This is a genomic window from Aquisalimonas sp. APHAB1-3 (assembly GCF_048323695.1).
In the GTDB taxonomy this organism is placed as follows: Bacteria; Pseudomonadota; Gammaproteobacteria; order Nitrococcales; family Aquisalimonadaceae; genus Aquisalimonas.
In genome coordinates, this window is sequence record NZ_JBLWFT010000002.1 from 254,492 (window position 1) to 275,604 (window position 21,113).

The following is a 21,113-nucleotide window of genomic DNA, read 5'->3' on the forward strand; positions in this document are numbered from 1 at the left end:
CTTACCGCCAGAGTGGAAGCGGATCAATCCGCGGCCGCGGCCTTCTGTTTCCGGGTGAGCCCCAGATTGTTCCATATGGCTTCGGACGCCTTGGCCTGGTTCAGCGTGTAGAAGTGCAGGCCCGGGGCGCCGGCATCCAGCAGATCGGCGCACATCTGCGTGACCACGTCGATGCCGAACGCCTGCAGGGATTCCTTGTCACCCTTGGCGTCGTACGCTTCCAGACGCTTGCGCAGCCAGCGCGGGATGTCGGCACCGCACATGTCGGAGAAGCGGGCCAGCTGCTGGAAGTTCACGATGGGCATGATGCCGGGCACGATGGGAATATCCACGCCCATCTTCTCGCAGCTCTCCACGAACCGGTAGTAACCCTCCGGTGCGAAGAAGTACTGGCTCATGGCGCTGTCGGCGCCGGCATCCACCTTGCGCTTGAAGTTCTCCAGATCGGAGAAGGCATCCTTGGCCTCCGGGTGGATCTCCGGGTAGCACCCCACCTCGATGTGAAAGTGGTCGCCGTGTTCCTGGCGGATGAACTCCACCAGCTCGTTGGCGTACTTGAAGTGGCCCGGGCCGCCGCCCGTGCCCGAGGGCATGTCGCCACGCAGGGCCACGATGTTGCGGATGCCGTTCTCGCGATAGCGGTTCAGCAGCTCGCGGATGCTGTCCGGCGTCGCGTCGATGCAGGACAGGTGCGGCGCCACGTCGATGCCGGAGCGCTTCTGGATGTCGACCACCGTCTCGAACGTGCGCTCGCGCGTGGATCCGCCCGCGCCGAAGGTCACCGAGAACAGGCGCGGCCCCAGCGCCTGCAGGCGCTCGCGGGTCTTGCGCAACCGCTCTTCCCCTTCCTCGTTCTTGGGCGGGAAGAACTCGAAACTGAAAACCGGTGAGTGTTTCTTCTGGGATTCCATCTGTCACCCCCGTATTGCGGGAATCATCGCCGGAGCGGCCGGTTGCCGCTGCGGCGATGCGGGCCGCCCGGCCGCCGCACGCGGCGGCCGGGCGGGCCGAGGGACCGAAAGGCGGCCGCTCAGTACCGGTAGGTGTCCGGCTTGAACGGGCCATTCACGTCCAGACCAAGGTAGTCGGCCTGTTCCTTGGTCAGCTGGGTCAGCTTGGCGCCCAGCTTCTTCAGGTGCAGTTCCGCCACCTTCTCGTCCAGGTGCTTCGGCAGGACGTAGACCTTCTTCTCGTACTGCTCGAGATTCTGGGCGATCTCGATCTGCGCGAGCACCTGGTTGGTGAAGGAGTTGGACATCACGAAGCTGGGGTGGCCGGTGGCGCAACCCAGGTTGATCAGACGGCCTTCGGCCAGCAGCAGGATCTTGTTGCCGCTGGGCAGGGTGATGTGATCAACCTGCGGCTTGATGTTGTCCCACTCGTACTTGCGCAGGCTGGCCACGTCGATCTCGTTGTCGAAGTGGCCGATGTTGCACACGATGGTGTTGTGCTTCATGCGCACCATGTGGTCATGGGTGATGACCTGGTAGTTACCGGTGGCGGTCACGAAGATGTCGGCCTTGTCGGCAACATCATCCATGGTGACCACCTGGTAGCCTTCCATCATCGCCTGCAGGGCACAGATCGGGTCGATCTCGGTGATCCACACCGTGGCGCCCATGGCCTTCAGGCTCTGGGCGGAGCCCTTGCCCACGTCGCCGAAGCCACAGACCACGGCGATCTTGCCGGCGATCATGACGTCGGTGGCACGCTTCAGGCCGTCCACCAGGGACTCGCGGCAACCGTAGAGGTTGTCGAACTTGGACTTGGTCACCGAGTCGTTGACGTTGATGGCCGGGAAGGGCAGTTCGCCCGCCTTTTCCATCTTCAGCAGGGAGGCCACGCCGGTGGTGGTCTCTTCGGACACGCCGCGGATCTGCTCCAGCTGCTTGGTGTACCAGCCGTGGTTGGTCTCCAGACGCGCCTTGATGCTGTTGAACAGGGCCTTCTCTTCCTCGGCACCGGGGTGTTCCAGGAAGGAGGGGTCCTTCTCCGCCTTGGAGCCGACGGTCAGCAGGGTAGTGGCGTCGCCGCCGTCATCGAGGATGGTGTTGGCACCGCCGTCGAAATCGAAGATGCGGTGGATGTACTCCCAGTACTCGTCCAGGGTTTCGCCCTTGTAGGCGAACACGGGCACGCCGCTCTTGGCGATGGCCGAGGCGGCGTGATCCTGGGTGGAGTAGATGTTGCAGGAGGCCCAGCGCACTTCCGCGCCCAGGTCCACCAGCGCTTCGATGAGCACGGCGGTCTGGATGGTCATGTGCAGGGAACCGGCGATGCGCATGCCCTTCAGGGGCTGCTTGGCACGGTATTCCTCGCGCACGGACATCAGGCCCGGCATTTCCGTCTCGGCGATCTCGATTTCCTTGCGACCCCAGTCGGCAAGACCGATATCACGGACGATGTAGTCATTCTGGCTATCTACGACAGCATTCATTGTTGCTGACTCCGATTCTCTACAGCGCAGTTCGTATGAGTAGGCATCCGGCTGAGCCTGGCAGGCTTCTGGCCTGTTGCAGCGCTCCTCAGCCGGACGGCCAACCGCGGTATCCGCGGCCGGCAACCCTCACGCAGTACCCTCGGGCGCTGCGTGGACACTGATTAAGTCACGCCTTGCCGGGAATGGTCCACCCCCGGCAAGCCTGGCACATCGGCTCAGAGGCCGGCGGCGTCCTTCAGGGCGGCGGCCTTGTCGGTCCGCTCCCAGGTGAACTCCTCGTCTTCGCGGCCGAAGTGGCCGTAGGACGCGGTCTTGGAGTAGATCGGACGCAGCAGGTCCAGCGTGTTGACGATGCCGAACGGACGCAGGTCGAACTGGTCGCGCACGATCTTCTCGATCTTGGCTTCGTCGATCTTGGCCGTGCCGAAGGTCTCGACCATCACGGAGGTGGGCTCGGCCACGCCGATGGCGTAGGAGAGCTGCACCTCGCACTTGCTGGCCAGGCCGGCAGCGACCACGTTCTTGGCCACGTAGCGTGCGGCGTAGGCAGCGGAGCGGTCCACCTTGGACGGGTCCTTGCCGGAGAAGGCACCGCCGCCGTGACGGGCCATGCCGCCGTAGGTGTCGACGATGATCTTCCGGCCGGTCAGACCGCAGTCACCCATCGGCCCACCGACCACGAAACGGCCGGTCGGGTTGATGTGGAACTTGGTGTTGTTGTCGATCCACTTGGCCGGCAGCACCGGCTTGATGATCTCTTCCATCACCGATTCGTGGATCTCGTTGTCGCTGACCTCTTCGGAGTGCTGGGTGGACAGCACCACGGCGTCGACGCCCACGGCCACATCGTCTTCGTAGCGCAGGGTCACCTGGCTCTTGGCGTCCGGGCGCAGCCACTTCAGCTTGCCGTTGGCCATCAGGGTAGCCTGCTGTTCCACCAGGCGGTGGGCGTAGTTGATGGCCGCCGGCATGTAGACGTCGGTCTCGTCGCAGGCGTAACCGAACATGATGCCCTGGTCGCCGGCACCCTGGTCTTCGGGCAGCTTGCGCTCGACGCCTTGGTTAATGTCCGGGGACTGCTTGCCCAGCGCGTTGATGAAGGCGCAGGTGTCCGCGTCGAAGCCCATGTCGGAGGAGGTGTAGCCGATGCGCTTGGTGGTGGCGCGGGCAATGTCCTCGAAGGGCACGTTGGCGGTGGTCTTGAGCTCGCCGGCCAGCATGATCATGCCGGTGGTGGTCAGCGTTTCACAGGCAACCTTGGCCTTCGGGTCCTGCTCCAGAATGGCGTCCAGCACCGCATCGGAGATCTGGTCGGCCATCTTGTCCGGGTGACCGGCGGAGACGGACTCCGAAGTAAACATGTAAGACTTGCTCATTGTTGCTCCTCTCTATTGAGTAATCCGTGTCGATAGCCGGGGCGGTGCGCCGCTGCGTCGGCAGGGGCCCGCCCCCGCGCATCACGCCTTGCGGAAACGGAAAATGCCCCAGGCCAGGTAGCCGTTGTTGCCACCGTTAACCCAGTGCTGCAGGCCGGCTTTCATCCGCTCGATGTACTCCGGCGAAATCTCGCCCTCGAGACTCGCCTCGCGGCGTTTCGTCTCTTCCAGCACCCGGCCGTAGTGGCGCGGCAGCTGGTGGGCGTGGTCCTCGTAGTCGATCTCTTCGAGACCGTACTTCTTCGCAGTCTCCCGATAGAACCCGGGCGACCCCAGGGTCTCCAGGTGAATCCGATCCAGGATCGGCTGCAGTACGCCCTCCGGGCAGTCATCCGCCTGCATCGGGTCGGTGAAGATCAGCACGCCGCCCGGCTTGAGCACGCGCGCTGCTTCCTCAATGACCTTCTCACGGTTGCCGCTGTGCAGGAAGGAATCCTGGGACCAGACCACGTCGAAGTGGTTATCCGGGTAAGGAATCTCCTCGAAGCTGGCGTCCAGCACCTCGATCAGGTGATCCAGGCCTACCGCACGGTTCATCTCGCGGTCGCGCTCGTTCTCCACCTCCGACAGGTTCAGCGCCACCACGGGGCAGCCGAACGACGAGGCGAGATAGCGGGCGGTGCCGCCGTAGCCGGCGCCGAGGTCCAGAACCTTGTGCTCCGGGGTCAGCTCGCCCAGCAGATCGCCCATGTGGGCAACGGTGCGGCGACTGGCATCGGCGATGGGCTCCTCGTCATCCTCGTAGAGGCCGACGTGAATGTCCTCGCCGCCCCATACCCGGTGGTAGAAGCGGTCCGCATCGTCACTATTGTAGTACTCGCGCGCCGTCGCGACGGCGCCGCTGTAGTTCTGACTGCTCATTGTTCGTCCTCCACATAACTCTTCTCGGCGAAGTGGATGAAGAAGTCCGGCTCGCTCTCGCGGTAGGTCTCCTTGAAATCGCCGTAGGTCTGGATGTCCTGGAACCCGACCTCGCGCATGAGACGGCGTGCATAGGCCTTGCGCAGCGGGAACATGTTCAGGTGGTAGACGGAGTCATCCGGGAAGGCGTAGCGGAAGCGGGTCAGGCCCGGGTCGACGTACTCGGGGTAGACCGAAATGTCGTTGCCGCAGTAGTAGTACGTGTGCTTGCTGGAGTAGCCGTGGTCCAGAATGGAGTCGTAGTTCCGCTGGTCCAGGATCAGCACACCGTCGTGGTTCAGCGCGGAATAGAACTCCGCCAGCGTCTTGCGGCGATCGTTCTCGTTGAACAGGTGGGTGAAGGAGTTGCCGAGGCAGATCACCGCGTCGTAGCGGCCGTTGATGTCCCGGTTCAGCTGGCGCCAGTCGGCCTGCACCGTGCGCAGGATATGTCCGCGCTTGCGGCCGTTCTCGAACGCCTTGGCGAGCATGTCGGCGCTGCCATCGGCGCTGACCACGTCAAAGCCGGCCTCGATCAGCCGAACCGAGTGGAAGCCGGTGCCGCAGGCAACGTCCAGGATACGCTTGACGCCACGCTCCTTCAGCGTCTGGATGAAGAAATCGCCCTCGCTCTCCGCGCGGCTGTCCCAGTCGATCAGGTCGTCCCATTTGTCGACAAAGCCGTCGTTGTACTCTTTTACGTAGTGATCCGTGTCGCGACATTCCTCGGGTTTCGGCCCGAAAGCCTGATCTTTACTTGCTGTCGAAGACATAGTGTTACCTCCCACCGTCCAGGGAAAAATGCGTGCAGCTGGCACGCGGCCGGCCCGGGGTGTCAGGTGCCCGTAATTCAAAACCTGAACCACGAATGGTCTGGATGGACGAATCCGTCTCCAAACCCGCTGGCTCGGCGAAAACAGCTGCACTGTTGCTGATCAACCGCAATGGTGGTGTGCGGCCGGCAGCTTGCTTGCGGAACCCAGACGTCTGCTGAGCGCCCGCACTGAAAAAAAGTTGATTGTTTTTGGCCGCAGAGCAGGACGGGGAAACCTGGTGATGCAGGTCATCCAGCTCCGGCAGCCCGAAGGACACGCAACGCGTCGCTTTGCAGACGCGGTGCCTGGGTCGACGTACGAGTCGCCTTGTGTATGTGGCGAGCGTCCAGTACGTGACGAAGGGCGTATTATTCGCTGAGCCAGGACAGGTCCGGCTCAGCCTCCCCCTAAACTATCGTGTTCTGAGAGGATTTCAACCATTGTGAATGGCCACCCTGGGGAAACCGGCTCCGGGAGCGGCGCTCGGCGCCGGTCCCGGCTGTCTTGCCCGAGGCCGTGGATTTCGAGACAATTCACGGCTTTCAGTGTGCCCGGTGTGTCCGGGCGGCTGTCGACTCCACCTGCAGACCCGGAGACTGTCGCTGATGCCCTCTCGTCGTGAACTTGCCAATGCGATCCGTGCCCTGAGCATGGACGCCGTCCAGCAAGCAAAGTCCGGTCACCCGGGGGCGCCCATGGGCATGGCGGATATTGCCGAAGTGCTGTGGAACGATCACCTTCGGCACAACCCTGCCAACCCTGACTGGTGGAACCGGGATCGTTTCGTGCTCTCGAACGGGCACGGTTCCATGTTGCTGTACAGCCTGCTGCACCTCTCCGGTTACGACCTGGGCATGAACGACATCCGCCAGTTCCGCCAGCTTGGTTCGCGGACTCCGGGGCACCCGGAACTCGGGTATACGCCAGGCGTCGAGACGACCACCGGCCCGCTCGGCCAGGGGCTGGCCAACGCCGTGGGCATGGCGCTGGCGGAGAAGATTCTGGCCGCGCAGTTCAACCGGCCCGGTCACGAACTGGTCAACCACCACACCTACTGTTTTGCCGGCGACGGCTGCCTCATGGAGGGCATCTCCCACGAGGCGTGCTCTCTTGCCGGAACGCTCGGGCTCGGCAAGCTGATCGTCTTCTATGACGATAACGGCATTTCCATCGACGGCAAGGTCGAGGGCTGGTTCACCGACAATACGCCCGCGCGGTTCCGCGCCTACGGCTGGCACGTGATCGCCGACGTGGACGGGCACGACAGTGAGGCCATTGATGCCGCAATCCGCAAGGCGCGCCACGAGTCTGACAGGCCGACGCTGATCTGCTGCAAGACCGTGATCGGTTTCGGTGCCCCCAATGCTTGCGGCAGTCACAGCGTCCACGGTGCGCCCCTGGGTGATGACGAGATCCAGGCTACCCGCGAGTTCCTGAAGTGGGAGCATGGGCCGTTCGAAGTGCCTGATTCCGTTTACCAGGGATGGGACGCCCGCGCGGCCGGCGCCGCGGCGGAGGAGGCGTGGCAGCGCGTTCACGAGGACTACCGGCGGGCTCACCCGGAGCTGGCGGCCGAGTTCGAACGGCGCATGCAGGGGGCTCTGCCCGCGACATTTGGGGAGCACGCGGATGACCTCACCCGCAAGGCGGCCGAGGGCGGCGAGTCCGTCGCCAGCCGCAAGGCATCGGAGAAGGCGTTGGAGGGCTTTGGTCCCTACCTGCCGGATCTGCTCGGCGGTTCCGCCGACCTCACCGGCTCCAACAACACCCGCTGGTCCGGGTGCACGCCGGTGACCGCGGCGGACGGTGACGGCAACTACATCTTCTATGGCGTGCGTGAGTTCGCCATGACGGCGATCCAGAACGGCATCGCACTCCACGGGGGCTTCATCCCCTACGGTGGCACCTTCCTGGTGTTCTCCGATTACGCCCGTAACGCCGTGCGCATGGCAGCGCTCATGGGCCAGCGTAACGTGATGGTCTACACCCACGATTCCATCGGTCTCGGTGAAGACGGCCCGACGCACCAGCCCGTCGAGCACCTGGCCAGCCTGCGCATGATTCCCAATCTCAGCCTGTGGCGGCCGTGCGACACAGTGGAGACCGTGGTGGCCTGGCGGGCCGCCATCGAGCGCACGGACGGGCCGACTGCGCTGGTGTTCAGCAGGCAGGGCCTGCCCTATCAGGAACGTACCCCGGACCAGATCGACGCCATCCGCCGTGGAGGGTACGTGCTGCGCGACAGCGGCAGCACCCCGGAACTGATCCTCATCGCTACTGGTGCGGAGGTCGGTCTGGCCGTGGAGGCCTGGGAGCGACTGCAGGCCGACGGCGTAGCCGCGCGGGTGGTTTCCATGCCGGCGGTGGACCTGTTCGAGGCCCAGGACGACGCCTACCGGGAAGGGGTGCTCCCCGCCGCCTGCGATCGCCGCGTGGCCATCGAGGCGGCATCGGCCGAATACTGGCATCGCTTCGTGGGACCCCGCGGTCGCGTTGTGGGCATGCGCGGCTTTGGTGAATCCGCACCGGCCAGCGACCTGTTCAAGCACTTCGGCTTCACCGTCGACAACGTGCTTGCCCAGGCGCGCGCCGTGCTCGGTCACTGAAATGCTGCGCCTCGCCATCAATGGCTATGGCCGCGTTGGCCGCTGTATCCTGCGCGCCCTGCACGAGGGCGACCGCCGGGATCGCATGACGGTCGTTGCCATCAACGAGCCCGCAGATCTGGGAAGCATCGCCCACCTCACCCGCTTCGACTCCACGCATGGGGCCTTTCCCGGGTGCGTGGAGGTGGAAGGCCGGGACCTGGTGGTGGATGGGCAGCACATCGCCGTAAGCCACGCCAGCGAGCCCGAGGACATCAACTGGGGCGCCCACGACGTGGATCTGGTGCTGGAGTGCTCCGGCAGTTTCAGCCACCGGGCCGACGCTGAACGCCACCTGGCCGCAGGAGCGCCGCGGCTGCTGATCTCCCACCCAATGGCCGACGCCGCGGATGTGGACCTGACCGTGGTGCAGGGCGTCAATGCGAACGCGTTGAAGGCCGAGTACCGGCTGGTATCCAATGCCTCGTGCAGTACCAACTGCCTGCTACCGGTGTTGCAGCTTCTGCAGGGCTACGTGGGCATCGAGGCGGCCAGCGTCACCACGGTGCACTCGGTGATGAACGATCAACCGCTGGTGGATGGCTATCACGCCTCCGACCTGCGTCGCACGCGCTCTGCGCTGGCATCCATCGTGCCCGTCTCCACCGGGCTGGCCCGCGGGATTGCGCGGTTCATGCCGGAGTTGACCGACCGCATCCATGCGCAGCACCTGCGCGTGCCGACGCTGAATGTCTCGGCAATGGACGTGAGTCTGCAGCTGAATAGGCGCGTCGAAGCGGACGCCCTCAATGATCTGCTGAAGGCGGCCGCGGAAGGGCCGATGGCCGGCGTGCTCGGCTACAGCGATCGCGCACACGCGTCCACGGACTTCAATCACGACCCGCGCTCCGTCATCGTAGACGGAACGCAGACGCGCGTCAGCGGCGACCTCGCGCACCTCATGCTCTGGTTCGACAACGAGTGGGGGTTCGCCAACCGGATGCTCGACGTGGCCGAACGGTGGCTCAGGACGGCCTGATCACGCCTTGATCCTCCGCCCTCTGCGCCGTGTGGGCAACGCCGGCCCGTTTCATCGACCAACTGAAAGGAAGTGCCCATGTCCGTGCTCCGCATGACCGACCTGGACCTTGCCGGCAAGCGTGTCCTGATCCGGGAGGATCTTAACGTCCCCGTGGATGATGCCGGCCGGCTTAGCGACGACACGCGCTTGCGCGCATCCCTGCCTACCATCCGGCACGCCCTGGACGCGGGCGCGAAGGTGATGCTGCTGAGCCACCTGGGGCGTCCGAAGGAGGGGCAGCCCGATCCGTCCGCGTCCCTGGCGCCCGTGGCCAAGCGCCTGGGCGAACTGCTCGGCCGGGACGTGCGGCTGGAAACCAGCTGGCTCGACGGCGTCACTGTCGATGACGGCGAGCTGGTGCTTTGCGAGAACGTGCGCTTCAACGTGGGCGAAAAGGCCAACGACGATGGCCTGGCACAGCGCATGGCGGCGCTCTGCGACGTGTTCGTCATGGACGCCTTCGGCACCGCCCACCGGGCCCAGGCCTCCACCCACGGCGTGGCCCGTCACGCGCCGGTGGCCTGTGCCGGCCCCCTGCTGGCCGCCGAGCTGGATGCCCTGGGTAAGGCCCTGGAGACCCCGGCACGGCCCATGACCGCCATTGTCGGCGGCTCCAAGGTGTCCACCAAGCTCACGGTGCTGGAGTCCCTGTCCGGCGTGGTGGATCAGCTCATCGTCGGCGGCGGTATCGCCAACACCTTCATCGCCGCTGCCGGACACCCGGTCGGCAAGTCGCTCTACGAGGCGGATCTGGTGGAAGAGGCGAAACGGCTCATGGAGGCGGCACGGGCCAAGGGCGGCGAGATTCCCGTGCCCACGGACGTGGTGACTGCCAAGGCATTCGCCGAGGACGCGGCGGCGACCACCAAGCCGGTGGCCGATGTGGCTGACGACGACCTGATCCTGGATATCGGCCCGGAGACCGCCCGCCATTACGCCACCCTGCTCAAACAGGCCGGGACCATCGTCTGGAACGGCCCGGTGGGTGTGTTCGAGTTCGAGCAGTTCGGGGGCGGCACGAAGGCGTTGAGCGAGGCCATCGCGGCCAGCGAGGCGTTCTCCATCGCCGGCGGCGGCGACACCCTGGCGGCCGTGTCGCGCTACGGCGTGGGCGATCGGATCTCCTACATCTCCACCGGTGGCGGTGCCTTCCTGGAGTTCCTGGAAGGCAAGACCCTACCGGCCGTGGCTATCCTGGAAGAGCGCGCCCGGACGGCGTGAATGGTCGCGGCTTGCGCCGCTCCTACAACGCCATACCGTTCCGTAGGAGCGGCGCAAGCCGCGACACGGTGGCAAGACCGGGGGTCATTCGCCGATCAGCAGCCGCGCCGCCTCCCGGTATTTCTCCGCCGTCTGCCGCAGGATGTCCGCCGGGAGGGTTGGCCCCGGGGCGGTCTTGTCCCAGTCCAGCGTCTCCAGGTAATCGCGCACGAACTGCTTGTCGAAGCTCGGAGGCGAGGTGCCGAGGCGGTACTCGCTGGCCGGCCAGAAGCGGGAGGAGTCGGGGGTCAGTGCCTCGTCGATGAGCGTCAGCCGGTCATCGGCATCCAGGCCGAACTCGAACTTGGTGTCGGCGATGATGATGCCGCGAGGCGCGGCGTAGGCCGCCGCCTCCCGGTAGAGTCGCAGTGACACGTCCCGGATCTGCTCTGCCAGCGGGCGGCCCAGGGCCTCGACCGTGGCGTCGAATGCGACATTCTCGTCGTGGTCGCCCACGGCCGCCTTCGTTGATGGCGTGTAAATGGGTTCCGGCAGCTGCTGGGCCTGCTGCAGCCCTTCCGGCAGGCGGATACCGCAGACTTCGCCGCTGGCCTGGTAGTCCTTCCAGCCGGAGCCGCTGATGTAACCGCGCACGATGGCCTCCACCGGTAGGGGGCGCAGCCGGCGAACCACCACTGCCCGGCCCTGGACCTGCGCGCGGTCGTCCGAATCGGGCACGGCCTCGGCAAGCGGCATCGCCGCCAGGTGGTTGGGAATGATGCCCTGCAGCCGGCGGAACCAGAAATTCGACACGCTGGTGAGTACCAGCCCCTTGCCCGGGACCGGATCGGGGAGCACCACGTCGAACGCGGACAGGCGGTCCGTGGTGACGATGAGCATGTGGTCGTCGTCCACGGCGTAGATGTCGCGGACCTTGCCCTGCTGAATCAGGGGCAGGCTGTGCAGGGAGCTGGTGTGCAGGCGCGCCGGGGATTGCGTCATGGTTCCGTTCCATTGGCTCGTGCGTGAGCCGCGATGATACCGGAACCGCTGCAGTCAGCGCCAAGCCGGCGCGTGCAGTTCAGGTGTCGGCGTTGCGGATGGTCTGATAGGCGTCCAGCGCGGCCTGTCTGGATGCCTTTAGGTCGACAATCGGGTGGGGGTAGGTCACGCCCAGTGTCACGCGGGCATCACGCAGCACTTCCGCGGGCGCCTGCCACGGCGCGTGTATGTGCTTCGCCGGGAGGGCCTCCAGCTCCGGTACCCACTGGCGCACGTAGGCGCCGTCCGGGTCGAAGCGCTCGCCCTGGCGGACCGGGTTGAACACCCGGAAGTAGGGCGCGGCGTCGGCGCCGCATCCCTGAATCCACTGCCAGCCCATGCTGTTGTTGGCGAGATCGGCGTCCACCAGCGTATCCCAGAACCAGGCCTCGCCCCGCTGCCACGGGACCCGCAGGTTTTTGGTCAGCAGCGAGCCTACCACCATGCGCAGGCGGTTGTGCATCCAGCCGGTCTGCCACAGTTCGCGCATGCCGGCGTCGACGATGGGTATGCCGGTCTGCCCCGCCTGCCACGCCGCCAGGGCGGTGTCCCCGTCCGGGTCCCAGGGAAAGGCACGGAAGCGGGTGTCGATGGGGTCGTCGGGCATGCCGGGGAAGTGGAACAGCAGGTGGTGGCCGAACTCACGCCAGGCGACTTCGCTGAGGAACGACTCCGCATCGTCGCCATCACCACCCGGTGCACTGCGCGTGGCGGTCCAGATCTGTCGCGGACTGATCTCGCCGAAGTGCAGGTGGGGGGACAGTCCCGATGTTCCGGAGACAGAAGGCCAGTCGCGCCGGTCGTCGTAGCCGTGCAGGCGCGCCTCCAGAAACGTCGTCAGCCGCTGCCAGGCACCCGCTTCACCGGGCGACCAGACCGGCTCGAACCCCCTGTCCCAGCGTATGGTCGGCAGCAGCCGGAGATCCTCCAGGGCGGCGGATGTCGGGCGTGCCGCTGGTGCGTCCATGTCGGGGACCGGCAAGGCGCGCTCCGGCAACGCCTGCCGTCGCAGGCTCCGCCAGAAGGGGGTGAAGGTCCGGTAATGCCCGCCGTCGCCCTTGCGGATCTCCCACGGCTCGAAGAGCAGGGCGCCGTTGTGGCTGTCCGCACGGATGCCGTCATCCCGCAGGGCGCGCTTGATGTGCTGGTCGCGTCCGATGATTGCCGGGTCGTAGAGCCGGTTCCACGTCACCGCTTCGGCGCCGGTCTCACGAACCAGTGCGCGCAGGGCGTCCAGGGTGGTGGTTCCGGTGGCGATGACCAGTGGCATTCCGTGGCGGGCGAGATCGGATTCCAGTGCAGTGAGGCTGTGGTGGAGCCACCACTGGCTGGCGCCGCCCGGGGGCCAGGGGGATTCCTCCTCCGGCGCATGGATGTACACGGGCAGGACAGCACCGGCAGCCGCTGCCGCGCTCAGGGCGGGATTGTCATGCAGGCGCAGGTCCCGGCGGAGCCAGACCAGCGTCGTGGTCATGCAGACTGGCGCTGGTTGTGGTGCGCGTCCACGGCGCGGACGGCCGCGGCGGTATCGTCGCCGTCCACGAGGGTGAGCCGCTCGCCGTTCCCCTGGAGCGAGTCGGTGTTGCCCGCGATGAACACGGGCACTTCGGCGGCCAGCCGGTCCAGCGCAGTTGATCCGGCGGTCTCGCCACCGGTCCAGAGGACAACACTCTCGGCCCCGCTCTGGCGTGCGGCGGTCGCCAGCGCATCGGTGTCGACGGCGCAACCCAGGAGAACTGTGCGGAATCCGTGGTCGATGAGTTGCAGGCCCAGCAGCAGCACCGGGATATCGTCGGCGTGGCGTTCCATGGGGGCCAGCAGGACACGCGGTCCGGCGGCGCGCCGGCAACGATGGTGCAGGCGGGTGCTCAGGGTGGTGCGCAGCCAGCTGTGGAGGAATGCGCGCGCGGCCTGGTCGTCGGCTGTCCCGTCGGCCGGAAACTGCCGGTACAGCGGTGCCAGCAGATGCTGCTGCACCTGGCTCGGCGCGAACAGGGAGCAGGCCTCTTCGTAGCACTCCGATAGGGCCTGTTCGTCGTAGACGGTGACTGCGGTGCGCATGCGCGTGAGAAAGCCGCTCCAGGTGTCTTCGCCCGGGTCGACGGTCTCCGTCGCAGTGGCCGCGGTGTCCGTGTCGTCTTCGTCCAGCACCTGACGTGCCTGGCTGATGGGGATGCCCCGGTCCAGCAAGACCAGGATCTGGTTGATGCGGTCGATGTCGCGCTCTGTGTAGAGACGGTGTCCCTTGGGCGTGCGCTGCGGGCGAATCAGCCCGTAGCGCCGCTCCCAGGCGCGCAGTGTCACCGGGTTGACCCCGGTCATCGACGAAATCGTCCGTATTGGATACAGCCCCTTGCTCAACGCCTCGACTCCCTTTAGGCCGCCACAACCGGCCACGGCCCGAATGTATAGTTATTGTATCAGTTCATCAAGCTGTTGTTTCCGGCCGTTTGCCGGATGCTGGGGTCAGCGGCGCTCCAGGGTCTGGAAGTGCAGCGCGTGGGGCGTGTTGTCGTCGGGCGCCTGGTGGCGCTCGTCGATCACCTGCCAGTCGCTTTGCTCGAAGTCGGGGAACCAGGTGTCACCTTCGATCGCGGTGTGGACCCAGGTGAGGTAGAGCCGGTCGGCACGGGGCAGGAACAGCCGGTAGATCTCTGCGCCGCCGATGATCATGATTTCACTGGCGTCCCCCGCCGCGGCGAGTGCGGCATCGGCGTCGGCGACGATGGTGCAGCCGGGTGCCTGGAAGTCGGGGTTGCGCGTCATGACGATGTTGTGTCGGTCCGGCAGCGGGCGGCCGATGGAGAGGTAGTTCCGGCGCCCCATGATCACGGGCTTGCCCCGGGTGGTGCGCTTGAAGTGGCGCAGGTCGTCGGGAATGCGCCAGGGCAGGTCGTTGCCTTTGCCGATGACGTGGTCGGGGGTGAGGGCGGCGATCATGGAGATCATGGGTTCCGGTTCCGTATTGCTGTCTATTCGTGGTGCGGTGCCGTTGTCGTGACCGGAGATCGCCCCGCCTCCGCTGTGCCCTCGACCGATAGAGCCCGTGCCTGCGTCTAGACTGCGACCGGCGCCTTGATGTGCGGCTCCGGGTTGTAGTCTTCCAGCCGGAAATCGTCGTAGGTGAACGCGAACAGGTCGTTCACCGCCGGGTTCAGATGCATGGTCGGCAACGGGTGCGGCGTGCGTGTCAGCTGGGTGTCCGCCTGCTCCAGGTGGTTCAGGTACAGGTGCGCGTCGCCGAGGGTGTGTACGAACTCCCCCGGGCGCAGGCCCGTGACCTGAGCAATCATCAGGGTCAGCAGCGCGTAGGAGGCAATGTTGAACGGCACGCCCAGGAAGATGTCCGCGCTGCGCTGGTAGAGCTGGCAGGAGAGGCGGCCATCGGCCACGTAGAACTGGAACAGCGCGTGGCACGGCGGCAGGGCCATGCTGTCCACTTCTGCCGGGTTCCAGGCGCTGACCATGAGCCGGCGCGAGTCCGGGTTGCGGCGGATCTGCTCCAGCAGCCGGCCGATCTGATCGATACGCTCCCCGTTCGGGGCGGGCCAGGAGCGCCACTGCACCCCGTAGACAGGGCCCAGATCGCCGTTTTCGTCGGCCCATTCGTCCCAGATACTCACGCCGTGGCGCTTGAGGTAGCCGATGTTGCTGTCGCCGCTGAGAAACCACAGCAGTTCGTGGATCACCGACTTCAGATGGATCTTCTTGGTGGTGACCAGCGGAAAGCCGTCGGCCAGGTCGAAGCGCATCTGGTGGCCGAACACGGACACGGTGCCCGTCCCGGTGCGGTCGTCCTTGCGGAAGCCGTGGTCGCGCACGTGGCGCATGAGGTCGAGATACTGCTGCACGGCCGCTCTCCTATGTCCTGTTGCCGGCGGTGGTGCCCTGGCCCCGGCTGTAGGCGAGGTACAGCAGCGCCGCGCCAAGGGCGACCATGGGCAGCGACAGCAGCTGTCCCATGGTGAACCAGTCGAAGGCCAGGTAGCCCAGTTGCTCGTCGGGCAGGCGCACGAACTCGACCATGAACCGGAAGCTGCCGTAGAGCACCAGGAACAGCCCGGACAGGGCCATGGTTGGTCGTGGTTTGCGGGAGAACAACCATAGCGCCACGAACAGCACCACGCCTTCCAGCAGGAACTGATACAGCTGGCTCGGGTGGCGCGGGTCGGGGCCCATGGGCGGGTAGACCATGGCCCAGGGCACGTCGCTCACGCGTCCCCACAGTTCGCCGTTGATGAAGTTGCCGAGGCGGCCGGCGCCCAGACCGATGGGCACCAGGGGGGCGGCGAAGTCGGTCAGGCGGAGGAAGCCGCAGCCGCTGCGCCAGCTGTAGAGCCAGAGCCCGGCAAGCACCCCGAGCAGCCCGCCGTGGAAGCTCATGCCCCCTTCCCAGATGCGGATCAGCGCGAGCGGGTCGGTGGTAAGGAGGGCGGTCTCGTAGAACAGCACGTAGCCGATGCGGCCGCCGAGGATGACGCCGATGGCGCCGAAGACGAGGACGTCCTCCATCTGCTGCGGCCGGATCGGGCTGTCGTCGCGGCGCGCGCGCCAGCGGCCGAGCAGCCAGGCGCCTAGAAAGCCCACCAGGTACATGAGGCCGTACCAGTGGATGGCGATGGGGCCGAGGTCGATGGCGACCGGGTTGATGTCTGGATAAGTCAGCATGATTGGCGATCTTACCTTCCTGGTGGAGTGGTTGCAGCTCGTGTGGCGGCAGCAGCCGTAGGGTGGACCTGAAGGTCCACCCTACGGGATCACGGGCCCGTGTTGCCGCAAAGGTTGCTGCCTTGGCTACGGCGTACTCCACGCCGGTGCCACCCGGGTGAACAGGGCCTTGAGGTACCGACTCTCCGGGATCGCCGGATGTTCCGGGTGATCGGGTGCCTGGCTGCCCCGCTCCACCAGTTGCAGTGAGCGGTCCACGTGCCGGGCGGCGCCCAGGACTTCGCCCAACAGCTGCTGTTCGTCCACATGCGCCGAGCACGACGCGGAGATGAGCACCCCGTTCTTCTCCAGCACCTGCAGCGCCAGTTGATTGAGGCGGCGGTATCCGGACAGGCCCGCTTTCAGGTCCTTCTTGCGCTTGACGAAGGCTGGCGGGTCGACGATCACGGCGTCAAATCGCTCGCCGTCCTGGCGCAGTGCCTTGAGCACGTCGAAGGCGTCGCCCTCGACCCCGGTAACCCATTCGCCGAGGCCGTTGCGCTCCGCGTTGGCGTCCAGGGCGTCCAGGGCATCCGAGGAGCTGTCCACGGCCACCAGCGATTCAGCTCCGGCGGCGAGGGCCTGCAGGCCCCAGGCACCGGCGTAGCTGAATACATCCAGGACGCGCATGCCGCGGACGTAGGGTGCGATCCGGGCCCGGTTGCCCCGGTGGTCGTAGTACCAGCCCGTCTTCTGGCCGGTGGTGGCCGGAACCGAGAAGGTGAGCCCGTTCTCGATGATCTCCAGTGCCTCGGGGCCTTCCCCGCCGGCCCAGTGAACGGTGCTCTCCAGGCCCTCCAGTTCCCGCAGCGGGCTGTCCGCGCGCACCAGGATGTGTGCCGGCGCCAGCACGCGCTGCAGGGCGCTGATGATGGCGTCCAGGGCGCGGTCCATGCCGGCGGTGTTGGGCTGGATCACGCAGGTATCGCCGTAGCGGTCGATCACGAGCCCGGAGAGGCCGTCGCCGTCACCGTGGACCAGGCGGTAGTGCGGCGTCGGGAAGTGACGCTCGCGCAGGGCCAGGGCCAGGTTCAGGCGGTGTACGAGCAGGGACTCGTCCAGCCCGCGCTCCGGGTCGCGGCTGATCAGCCGCGCGCAGATCAGCGAGTGCGGATTGACGTAGGCCGTGCCCAGGGGGCGGCCGGAGTGGTCCCGCAGGGTGGCGTCCTGCCCCGGCTCGAAGGCCTTCAGCGGTGATCGGGCGCTGTCCACTTCATTGCTGAATACCCACAGGTGACCCGCTCGCAGGCGGCGCTCTTCACCCCGCTTGAGGTAGAGGGAGGGGCGTGTCTGCGCCATGGTCGTTTCTCCGCGGTGGTGCGTGGCCCCGCAGCGTGTGCGGGCCGGCTGGCAAGAGGCCGGATTCTACGCGGGATGCCGGCGTCTTTGCCAGGCATCCCGCGGCGCAACCTGCCCGCGCCGGGCCGGATGATGCTATGCTCCGGTGCCTGTCGCCATCTGACGTCGGCTTGTCTGCCGGGCGCGTGGCGCTACAATTCCCGGCCCTTCCGCGCCGTTTGACTGGAGAGTGTTGCGTGACTGCTGCTGCGAGATGCATCGCCCTTGTGGCGGTACTGCTGCTGGCCCTTCCCACCCTCGCCGGTGCCCAGGATCGATTCATCACCGATGAGCTGGGTCTTGATCTGCGCACCGGCCCGGGCAACCAGTACCGCATCGAGCGTATGGTCCCCGCAGGCACGCGCGTGGAAGTCCTGGATGAAGCCTCCGGCTGGTCCCAGGTGCGTCTGCCTGACGGGCTCGAGGGCTGGGTGCTCACGCGCATGCTCAGCGATCAGCCCAGCGCCCGCGCCCGGCTCAGTCGCGCCGAGAGCGCGCTGCAGAGTGTGCAGCAGGAGAACAGCGAGTTGCAGGAGAACCTGTCCGCCGCCGAAGCCCGGGTGGAGGAGCTGGAACAGCGCCTTGCCAGCAGCGAGGGTGAGCGCGAGACGCTGCAGCAGCGTATGGAGCAGGCCGAGCAGGGCCTCGATCTCTACGAGGAGAACGAGGAACTCAAAAAGCGCGTCATCGACCTCCGGCGCGAGCTCCAGGATGTGGAGCAGGAGCGCGAGCGCCTGCGCGATCGCGACGATCAGCGCTGGTTCATCGTGGGCGCATCGGTCCTGGGTGCCGGCATCATCGCCGGGCTGATCCTGCCGCACATGCGCTGGCGTCGACGCTCCAGCTGGAGTGGCGGCGGTCTCTGAGAAGGTTAGTATCGGGGCTGCGTCCTGCTGCACGCGGCGTTTGCCCCCGGGAACAGGTTTATCCAGAATCCTCCCTGATGCAGGCGTTGTCGCAGCACGACGCCTGTTCATGCGGCCGTGGCGTGCACGGCCGGTGATTCATCAACCCCGGTTTTCGCGATCGCGACCGGGCAGAAGGGGGGAGTCCACTCATGCCGCAGCAGCCGCCCCGGCTCATGCAGATGCTCGAAGAGCTGATCGCCATTCCGTCGGTGAGCAGCGTCAATCCGGAGTTTGATCAGGGCAACCGGGCTGTCGTTGAGCGACTTGGCGAGTGGCTGAAAGGGCTGGGGTTTGCCGTGGAGATCCAGCCGGTGCCGGGCAGCGTCGGCAAGGCGAATCTGATTGCCACTCTGGGGCGGGGTGAAGGCGGCCTCGTGCTGGCAGGGCACACCGATACCGTGCCTTACGACGACAGCGGCTGGACGTCGGACCCGTTCGTGCTCAGCGAGCGGGACGGGCGCCTCTACGGGCTCGGCACCTGCGACATGAAGTGCTTTCTCGGGCTCGTGGTCGAGGCGGTGCGCGACCTGCGCGCCGACGATCTGAGGCAGCCGCTGGTCATCCTGGCGACCGCCGACGAGGAAAGCGGCATGGCCGGGGCCAAGGCGCTGGTCGATGCGGAACGCCGGCTGGGCCGCTACGCCGTCATCGGCGAGCCGACAGGGTTGCAGCCCGTGCACCTCCACAAGGGCGTGATGATGGAGGCCATTCGCGTGCGTGGCCGCTCCGGGCACTCCAGTGATCCGTCACTCGGCAACAGCGCCCTGGAGGGCATGCACCGCATCCTGAACGACATTCTCGCCTGGCGGCAGCAGGTGCAGTCGCGCAACGTGGATCGCCGCTTCGACGTGCCCGTGCCCACGCTCAACCTCGGCTATATCCACGGCGGCGACAACCCGAACCGCATCTGCGCCCACTGCGAGCTGCACATCGACATCCGGCCGCTGCCAGGGATGAATCTGGACGAACTGCGCGGTGTTCTCGCTCAGCGCCTGCCCCGGGTGCTCGGGGAGACAGGCCTGGCGGTGGAGATGGAGTCGCTGTTTCCGGGGCTACCGCCCATGGAAACCCCGGCGGAGTCGCCCATCGTGCGGGCGGCGGAGCAGTTGACCGGGTCCGAGTCCCGGGCGGTGGCCTTCGGCACCGAGGCGCCGTTTCTGCGCGATCTGGGCATGGACGTGGTGGTGCTTGGTCCCGGGGATATCGCCCAGGCCCACCAGCCGGACGAGTACCTGGCCGCGGACCGGCTGCAGCCGACGGTCGATCTGTTGCAGCAGCTCATCCGGCGGTTCTGCATGGATGAGCCGGAGGTGCGGCATGCCCCGTGACGATACCGCCTTTGTGCAGTGGTTTCGCGGCAGCTCGCCGTACATCAATGCGCACCGCGGGCGTACCGTGGTGGTCAGTGTCGGTGGCGAGGGGTTGCGCGGTGACGGCGCGGCGGCGCTGCTGCAGGATCTGGCGCTTCTCAACAGTCTCGGGCTGCAGGTGGTGCTGGTGTTCGGCGCCCGCCCGCAGGTGGAAGACCGGTTGCGGGCGCGGGGCGCGGCGCTTCAGTACCACGGCGAGTTCCGCATCACCGATGCCGCGGCGCTGGAGTCGGTGAAGGAGGCCGTCGGTGCGCTTCGGGTGGATATCGAGGCGCTGCTGTCCATGGGCGTGGCCAACTCTCCCATGGCGGGCTTTCGACTCCGCGTCGCGTCCGGCAACGTGGTCACGGCAAAACCGCTGGGCGTGCGCGATGGTGTCGATTACCAGCACACGGGCGAGGTGCGCCGGGTGGACACTGACGCCGTCCGGGAGCGGCTGGCGGCTGGCAACGTGGTGCTGGTGTCGCCGCTGGGGTATTCGCCCACCGGGGAGGTGTTCAACCTGGTGGCCGAAGACGTGGCCCTGCAGGTGGCCACGGCGCTGGCGGCGGACAAGCTCATCTACCTGACCGAGGGCCAGGTGCTGCTGGACGAGGCCGGCGCCCTGATCCGCGAACTCGATCTGCATCAGGCGGTCCGGCAGCTTGATGTGTTGCGCGCCGGTGCGGCGGGCGCGTCGGGCCCCGCCGTGCGGCTCCTGCACGGCGCCGTGCGGGCATGCCGCCAGGGCGTCCAGCGCGTGCACCTGGTGGACCGTCAGCGCGACGGTGGCGTGCTGCTGGAACTGTTCACCCGTGACGGCGTCGGCACCCTGGTGGCGGGCGATCCGTTCGAGACGCTGCGCTCGGCAACTGTGGACGACGTGGGTGGCATCCTCGAGCTGATCGAGCCGCTGGAGCGCGAAGGCGTGCTGGTGCGCCGCTCCCGGGAGGACCTGGAGACCCGCATCGGCGAGTACGTGGTAGTGGAGCGCGACGGCATGATCATCGCCACCGCGGCCCTGTCGCCCCACCGTAGCGCGGGGATGGCCGAGCTGGAGTGCTTCGTGATCCACCCCGACTACCGGGGTGGCAGCCGTGGCGACGGCCTGCTGCGCCATGTGGAACGGGAGGCGCGGACCCACGGAGCGGATCACCTGTTCGTGCTCACTACCCGTACCGCGCACTGGTTTCGGGAGCGTGGCTTCGAGCCGGCGCGGCTGGAAGATCTGCCCGTGGAGCGACAGGCGCTCTATAACCTCAAGCGGCGTTCGCAAGTCTACATCAAGGCCCTGCGCGGCAAGTAGCGGTTGC

At 66.6% G+C, this 21,113-nt stretch carries 18 protein-coding genes and 1 riboswitch; of the genes, 6 read left to right on the forward strand and 12 right to left on the reverse strand.

Annotated features, from left to right (window positions below):
* Positions 1-23 precede the first annotated feature (23 nt).
* The 5 genes from metF to ACNSTU_RS06455 all read right to left on the reverse strand — a co-directional run bounded on the left by metF (position 24) and on the right by ACNSTU_RS06455 (position 5,549).
* A complete protein-coding gene (gene metF / locus ACNSTU_RS06435) occupies positions 24-911 on the reverse strand; it encodes a methylenetetrahydrofolate reductase [NAD(P)H] (RefSeq protein WP_290637338.1) in 888 nt (295 codons plus the stop codon).
* Between the two features lie 119 nt (positions 912-1,030).
* Positions 1,031-2,437, reverse strand: a complete 1,407-nt coding sequence (gene ahcY / locus ACNSTU_RS06440) for an adenosylhomocysteinase (protein WP_290631515.1) — start codon at positions 2,435-2,437, stop codon at positions 1,031-1,033.
* Between the two features lie 15 nt (positions 2,438-2,452).
* A riboswitch (S-adenosyl-L-homocysteine riboswitch) is annotated at positions 2,453-2,533 on the reverse strand.
* 122 nt (positions 2,534-2,655) lie between these two features.
* Positions 2,656-3,816 carry a methionine adenosyltransferase gene (gene metK, locus ACNSTU_RS06445; protein WP_290631517.1) on the reverse strand — a complete coding sequence of 387 codons (1,161 nt, stop codon included), beginning with the start codon at positions 3,814-3,816 and terminating at the stop codon, positions 2,656-2,658.
* An 81-nt stretch (positions 3,817-3,897) separates the two neighbouring features.
* Positions 3,898-4,737: an SAM-dependent methyltransferase gene (locus ACNSTU_RS06450; RefSeq protein ID WP_290631519.1), complete on the reverse strand. Its 840-nt coding sequence runs from the start codon at positions 4,735-4,737 to the stop codon at positions 3,898-3,900.
* Positions 4,734-5,549, reverse strand: a complete 816-nt coding sequence (locus ACNSTU_RS06455; protein ID WP_290631521.1) for a class I SAM-dependent methyltransferase — start codon at positions 5,547-5,549, stop codon at positions 4,734-4,736. The genes ACNSTU_RS06450 and ACNSTU_RS06455 overlap by 4 nt, the downstream gene beginning before the upstream one ends.
* A 647-nt stretch (positions 5,550-6,196) precedes the next feature.
* Here ACNSTU_RS06455 and tkt point away from each other — a divergent pair.
* From tkt to ACNSTU_RS06470, 3 genes are all read left to right on the forward strand, one after another.
* Complete coding sequence (gene tkt / locus ACNSTU_RS06460) at positions 6,197-8,197, forward strand: transketolase (protein ID WP_290631523.1); 2,001 nt, start codon at positions 6,197-6,199, stop codon at positions 8,195-8,197.
* 1 nt (position 8,198) lies between these two features.
* Positions 8,199-9,215: a type I glyceraldehyde-3-phosphate dehydrogenase gene (locus ACNSTU_RS06465; protein WP_290631525.1), complete on the forward strand. Its 1,017-nt coding sequence runs from the start codon at positions 8,199-8,201 to the stop codon at positions 9,213-9,215.
* 78 nt (positions 9,216-9,293) lie between these two features.
* Positions 9,294-10,478 carry a phosphoglycerate kinase gene (locus ACNSTU_RS06470; protein WP_290631527.1) on the forward strand — a complete coding sequence of 395 codons (1,185 nt, stop codon included), beginning with the start codon at positions 9,294-9,296 and terminating at the stop codon, positions 10,476-10,478.
* Between the two features lie 84 nt (positions 10,479-10,562).
* Here ACNSTU_RS06470 and ACNSTU_RS06475 read toward each other — a convergent pair whose 3' ends face one another.
* The 7 genes from ACNSTU_RS06475 to ACNSTU_RS06505 all read right to left on the reverse strand — a co-directional run bounded on the left by ACNSTU_RS06475 (position 10,563) and on the right by ACNSTU_RS06505 (position 17,504).
* Positions 10,563-11,459, reverse strand: coding sequence for a phosphoribosylaminoimidazolesuccinocarboxamide synthase (locus tag ACNSTU_RS06475; protein WP_290631529.1), 897 nt, complete (start codon positions 11,457-11,459; stop codon positions 10,563-10,565).
* Between the two features lie 79 nt (positions 11,460-11,538).
* Positions 11,539-12,972 (reverse strand): cryptochrome/photolyase family protein, encoded by a 1,434-nt coding sequence (locus ACNSTU_RS06480; protein ID WP_418212183.1) that lies wholly within the window; start codon positions 12,970-12,972, stop codon positions 11,539-11,541.
* Entirely contained in the window at positions 12,969-13,820 is an 852-nt protein-coding gene (locus tag ACNSTU_RS06485; protein ID WP_418212184.1) for a MerR family transcriptional regulator, read from the reverse strand. The genes ACNSTU_RS06480 and ACNSTU_RS06485 overlap by 4 nt, the downstream gene beginning before the upstream one ends.
* A gap of 144 nt (positions 13,821-13,964) precedes the next feature.
* Positions 13,965-14,447: a type 3 dihydrofolate reductase gene (folA, locus tag ACNSTU_RS06490; RefSeq protein ID WP_290631535.1), complete on the reverse strand. Its 483-nt coding sequence runs from the start codon at positions 14,445-14,447 to the stop codon at positions 13,965-13,967.
* 107 nt (positions 14,448-14,554) lie between these two features.
* Positions 14,555-15,349, reverse strand: a complete 795-nt coding sequence (locus tag ACNSTU_RS06495; protein ID WP_290631537.1) for a thymidylate synthase — start codon at positions 15,347-15,349, stop codon at positions 14,555-14,557.
* Between the two features lie 10 nt (positions 15,350-15,359).
* Positions 15,360-16,166: a prolipoprotein diacylglyceryl transferase gene (lgt, locus tag ACNSTU_RS06500; protein WP_290631539.1), complete on the reverse strand. Its 807-nt coding sequence runs from the start codon at positions 16,164-16,166 to the stop codon at positions 15,360-15,362.
* 126 nt (positions 16,167-16,292) lie between these two features.
* On the reverse strand, positions 16,293-17,504 hold the full coding sequence (locus ACNSTU_RS06505; protein WP_290631541.1) for a class I SAM-dependent rRNA methyltransferase: 1,212 nt from the start codon (positions 17,502-17,504) through the stop codon (positions 16,293-16,295).
* A gap of 236 nt (positions 17,505-17,740) precedes the next feature.
* Between ACNSTU_RS06505 and ACNSTU_RS06510 the strand changes: the two genes are divergently transcribed.
* The 3 genes from ACNSTU_RS06510 to argA all read left to right on the forward strand — a co-directional run bounded on the left by ACNSTU_RS06510 (position 17,741) and on the right by argA (position 21,106).
* Entirely contained in the window at positions 17,741-18,409 is a 669-nt protein-coding gene (locus tag ACNSTU_RS06510; RefSeq protein ID WP_290631543.1) for a TIGR04211 family SH3 domain-containing protein, read from the forward strand.
* Between the two features lie 191 nt (positions 18,410-18,600).
* Positions 18,601-19,779 (forward strand): acetylornithine deacetylase, encoded by a 1,179-nt coding sequence (gene argE, locus ACNSTU_RS06515; RefSeq protein WP_290631545.1) that lies wholly within the window; start codon positions 18,601-18,603, stop codon positions 19,777-19,779.
* On the forward strand, positions 19,769-21,106 hold the full coding sequence (gene argA, locus ACNSTU_RS06520) for an amino-acid N-acetyltransferase (RefSeq protein ID WP_290631547.1): 1,338 nt from the start codon (positions 19,769-19,771) through the stop codon (positions 21,104-21,106). The genes argE and argA overlap by 11 nt, the downstream gene beginning before the upstream one ends.
* Positions 21,107-21,113: the final 7 nt, after the last annotated feature.